Origin of the sequence: Streptomyces glaucescens (assembly GCF_002154375.1) — a bacterium.
Lineage (GTDB): Bacteria > Actinomycetota > Actinomycetes > Streptomycetales > Streptomycetaceae > Streptomyces > Streptomyces glaucescens.
Map to the genome: position 1 here is coordinate 1 of NZ_MUND01000705.1, position 3597 is coordinate 3597.

The following is a 3597-nucleotide window of genomic DNA, read 5'->3' on the forward strand; positions in this document are numbered from 1 at the left end:
CGATGTCGATCCGGCCGCCGTGCAGCAGATGGACCCCGCCCGCGTCGGGACCGGCGACCACGTCGAGGCGGGCCGGGGCGTCGTCGACCTCGGGGTGCGGCTCGGGGTCGGCGGGGGCGCCGAGGGAGAGCACGGCGCCGTCCAGCAGCGGGGGCTCGCCGAGGGTGCAGCGGCGCTCGTCGAGGCGCTCCGCGCCGGCGTACAGCACCACCGGTCCCGCCGGGGCGGCGTCGCCGGTGACGGCCGAGGCCAGCGCGGAGGCGACCGCCGACAGGGCCGTGCCGGCGGGCGCGGTCACCAGCACGTCGCGGCTCGAGGCGCGGCCTCGCGCCTCGACCGCGGGCGGGCCCAGCGGGTCTACGACGGTCAGCCGGATCTGCATCGCCGTCAGCGGTCCCTTCTGCGCGGGCGCGGAGGGCTTCGCCCACCCCGCACGAGCACGTCGGCCAGTACTGCACGCATCCTCGCACCTGTCACCGACAACGCGCCCGCCGCTCCGGAACAAGTGATCTTGATTGGTCGGCTCTGCCCGCAAAAGTGCCTGACGGAGGGGGCGGCGGCGACCGCTTGAGATCGGTCACGCCGGCTTTCGGCAACCTGGGGACCGAGGCGGGCGTCTTTCCTTCGAACATGGCCGGGAACCGCGACGTAAGACCCACAGGAAGACGACAGCCCGGTCCGTCGCACCCCGGCACTACAGTGGGTCGCGAAGACAGACCTTCAGGCAAGCCAAGCAACAGGGAGCGCGTGACGTGCGGCCAGTCGGCAGCAAGTACCTGCTCGAGGAGCCGCTCGGGCGCGGCGCCACGGGCACCGTCTGGCGAGCCCGCCAGCGGGAGACCGCGGGCGCCGAGGCGGCCGTGCCCGGACAGCCCGGTGAGACCGTCGCCATCAAGGTCCTCAAGGAGGAGCTGGCGAACGACGCCGACGTGGTGATGCGGTTCCTGCGCGAGCGCTCCGTGCTGCTCCGGCTGACCCACCCGAACATCGTGCGGGTGCGCGACCTGGTGGTCGAGGGCGATCTCCTCGCCCTGGTCATGGACCTCGTCGACGGCCCGGACCTGCACCGCTACCTGCGCGAGAACGGCCCCCTCACCCCGGTCGCCGCGTCCCTGCTCACCGCGCAGATCGCCGACGCGCTCGCCGCCAGCCACGCCGACGGCGTGGTCCACCGCGACCTGAAGCCGGCGAACGTCCTGCTCAAGCAGGACGACGGCCGGATGCACCCGATGCTGACCGACTTCGGCATCGCCCGGCTCGCCGACTCGCCCGGCCTCACCCGCACCCACGAGTTCGTCGGCACGCCCGCGTATGTGGCCCCGGAATCCGCGGAGGGCCGCCCGCAGACCTCGGCGGTCGACATCTACGGCGCCGGCATCCTGCTGTACGAGCTGGTCACCGGCCGCCCCCCGTTCTCCGGCGGCTCCGCCCTGGAGGTGCTGCACCAGCACCTGAGCGCCGAACCGCGCCGCCCCTCCACCGTCCCCGAGCCGCTGTGGACGGTCATCGAGCGCTGCCTGCGCAAGAACCCCGACGAGCGGCCGAGCGCCGAGAACCTGGCCCGCGGCCTGCGCGTCGTGGCCGACGGCATCGGCGTGCACGCGAACTCCGCGCAGATCGCAGCCGCCGAGGGCGTCGGCGCGCTGCTCGCCCCCGACCCGGCGCCCACCGCGGTCCCCGGCACGCCGGGTGCCGCCGACCCGACCCAGGTGCTTCCGCAGGGCTCCGCGCCGGGCGCGTACGACCCGAACGGCGCAACCAGCGTGCTCCCGCACACCGGGGGCCCGGCCGGCGCCGCCGACCCCACCGCCGTCCTGCCGAACACCGGCGCCGCCGACCCGACGGCCGTCATGCCGCCGGTGCCCCCGCACCAGCCGGACCGGCAGGGCCAGGACGGGCAGCAGGGCGAGCACCCCTGGCAGAACCAGCTGCGGGCCGCGCGGGACCGCAACGAGCAGACGCAGATCCAGTACCTGGACCCGGACCAGGACCCGCTGCGCCGCCGCCCCCAGCGGCAGGTCGCCCGGCCGCAGCAGCAGCCGCTGCGGCCCCAGCAGCGCCCGCAGCAGGGCCCGCCCCCCGGCTACGGCTATCCACAGCACCAGCAGCAGCACCAGCAGCACCAGCCGCCGCAGCGGTACGCCACCCCGCAGCCCCAGCAGCCGCAGCCTCAGCCACCGCAGCGGTACGCCCCGCCCGCCCCGCCGCAGCCGCAGCGGCCCCAGCGCGAGCCCCGGGAGCCGCGCCGCCGCAGTGCGAACCCGATGCGCATCCCGGGCCTGGGCTGCCTCAAGGGCTGCCTGTTCACGATCGTCATCCTCTTCGTGGCCGGCTGGCTGATCTGGGAGCTGAGCCCGCTCCAGGAGTGGATCGGCACCGGGAAGGGCTACTGGGAACAGCTCACCGACTGGTTCGGCACGGTGACCGGCTGGATCAGCGACCTGGGCGGCTCCGACGGCGGTGGAACCGGGGGGTCCACGCAGTAGCGGGACGGCGGCGAGTCTGCCGATTTGTCGACACCAGAGGGGTGATTTCCGGCTCCCCTGTGAAGGCCGGCTCCCCGGACGCGTAGTTTTAGCGACAACACGCGTCTGTAGGAGCAGTCTTGGCACGGAAGATCGGCAGCCGGTACACCGCGAACCAGATCCTGGGCCGGGGCAGCGCCGGCACGGTGTGGCTGGGCGAGGGACCGGAAGGGCCCGTCGCCATCAAGCTGCTGCGCGAGGACCTGGCGTCCGACCAGGAACTCGTCGGACGCTTCGTCCAGGAGCGCACGGCCCTGCTCGGCCTCGAGCACCCGAACGTCGTCTCCGTCCGCGACCTCGTCGTCGACGGCAACGACCTCGCCCTCGTCATGGACCTGGTGCGCGGCACCGACCTGCGCACCCGGCTGGAGCGGGAACGCAGGCTCGCCCCCGAAGCGGCCGTCGCGATCGTCGCCGACGTCGCCGACGGGCTCGCCGCCGCCCACGCGGCCGGGGTCGTCCACCGGGACGTCAAGCCCGGCAACATCCTCATCGCCCGGGGCACCGACAGCGAGCACCCCGAGCACGCCTACCTGACCGACTTCGGACTGACCAAAAAGTCCCTGTCCCTGACCGGTTTCACCACCGTCGGCCAGTTCGTCGGCACCCTCGACTACGTGGCCCCGGAACAGATCTCCGGCCGGCCCGTCGACGGCCGCTGCGACGTCTACGGCCTGGCGTGCGTCGTCTACGAGACACTGGCGGGCCGTCCGCCGTTCCTGCGCGACGACGACATGGCCCTGCTCTGGGCCCACCAGCACGACACCCCGCCCGCGCTCACCGAGTCCCGCCCCGACCTCGCTCCGCGCGTGGACGGCGTGTTCGCCCGTGCCCTGGCCAAGAGCCCCGACGCCCGCCACGACTCCTGCCGGGCCTTCGTCGTGGCACTGCGCGTGGCGCTGAGCGGACAGTCCGCGCAGGCCACACCCGCGGACACCGGGCACCCGCCGACTCTGGCGGACGCAAGCGCCGCACCCGGGGCCCGGGAGCGGCCGGGGGCCCCGCCACGGTGGGCAGAGCCGGTCTTCGGACCGGGGCCCCGGGCCTAGGGCGTGTCCGCAAAGTCCCGTCG

General features: G+C 74.3%; 2 protein-coding genes and 1 pseudogene. 2 read left to right on the plus strand and 1 reads right to left on the minus strand.

Features of this window, described 5'->3' with window-relative positions:
• A pseudogene (locus CCN42_RS35460) lies at positions 1-382 on the minus strand (cell division protein FtsK); the annotation flags it as partial.
• A 370-nt stretch (positions 383-752) separates the two neighbouring features.
• Between CCN42_RS35460 and CCN42_RS35465 the strand changes: the two are divergent.
• Entirely contained in the window at positions 753-2486 is a 1734-nt protein-coding gene (locus CCN42_RS35465; protein WP_086741471.1) for a serine/threonine-protein kinase, read from the plus strand.
• Positions 2487-2605: 119 nt separating this feature from the next.
• Positions 2606-3574 carry a serine/threonine-protein kinase gene (locus tag CCN42_RS35470; protein ID WP_086741472.1) on the plus strand — a complete coding sequence of 323 codons (969 nt, stop codon included), beginning with the start codon at positions 2606-2608 and terminating at the stop codon, positions 3572-3574.
• Positions 3575-3597 lie beyond the last annotated feature (23 nt).